This window comes from Plectonema cf. radiosum LEGE 06105, assembly GCF_015207665.1.
GTDB lineage: Bacteria > Cyanobacteriota > Cyanobacteriia > Cyanobacteriales > Nostocaceae > Rivularia > Rivularia radiosa_A.
Window position 1 is genome coordinate 1 of record NZ_JADEWL010000319.1, and the last position, 1,172, is coordinate 1,172.

The 1,172-nt window shown below is 41.7% G+C and carries 1 protein-coding gene; it reads left to right on the forward strand.

All coding sequences use genetic code 11. The features are described from left to right. Positions 1 to 257: 257 nt before the first annotated feature. Positions 258 to 1,172: IS110 family RNA-guided transposase (locus IQ247_RS32210; protein WP_193926246.1), on the forward strand; the 915-nt coding region annotated here is incomplete at its 3' end.

Sequence of the window (1,172 nt, forward strand, 5' to 3'; positions counted from 1 at the left end):
GAGCAACAAACGTGCAAGTATCAATTTTGCTAGGGTGAGGGCTGAGCCTTTATATTTATTCATATAGAAAAATCCAATTCTTAACTTTAGAGAAAAGGAGGAGAACTAAGCGGCTGAGTAGGCTCAAGACCTTGACAGCGCGTCAGTCCTCCTTTTCTTAAAATGTTGAACCTTTTACCCTATAGAACGATAGGCCTGCATGCCTCATAAAGGTTCTAGTCGGTTCAACTTATCCTTTCATCTTAAACCTTTAAGTTATGAAAAAGTCAGTTTTTATTGGCATCGATGTAAGCAAATCATCCTTTGATACCGCCATTTTTACTCCCCCTTCAAGGGATTACATTCACCAACAGTTTAGTAACAGCAAAAGAGGCTTTGCGGCATTCCTCAAGTGGATCAAGTCTGTTGCTACTCTTCAAGATTGTCTGTTTTGCATGGAAGATACAGGTAGCTACAGTTATGGATTAGCTTGTTTTCTCACCAATGTTAAAGCCGATCTATGCCAGGAATCTGCTTATCGTATCAAGTATTCAATGGGTATACAAAGAGGAAAAACAGATAAAGCAGACGCAGAGATGATCGCTCGCTTTGCCTATCGCTTTGCTGATGAATTATCCCTTTATACTCCTCCGGTTGCTACAGTAGCACAGCTTAAGACTTTGATCTCTTTTAGGCTTCGTCTCATCAAGCAGAAGACCAGCATCATCACTGCTATAGAAGCTCATAAGCAGCTTGGAGGCTATGTTGACATCTCTTTCATGATGCGCTCCCTCAATCAACAGCTCAAAGCTCTGAAAGAACAGATCAAGAAGTGCAATGAGCAAATTGATCGGCTTATGCAGCAGGATCAGCAGCTACATCACCAGAATCAACTGCTCTGCTCCATTCCTGGAGTAGGTAAAGTAATTGCTGCTCAGGTAATTGCCTACACCTATGGCTTTACCAAATTCAAGGACTGGCGTAAATTTGCTTGTTATGTAGGCACTGCTCCTTTTCCTCACCAGTCAGGCACCAGCATCAAAAAGAGAACACAAGTCTCTTCTATTGCCAATAAGAAGTTGAAAGCCTTGCTTAGTATGGGAGCTGTAAATACTTTACGCACCGAGAATGAGTATCATGTTTACTACCGCAGAAAGATCAAAGAGGGCAAACATCACATGGTCGTCATCAAT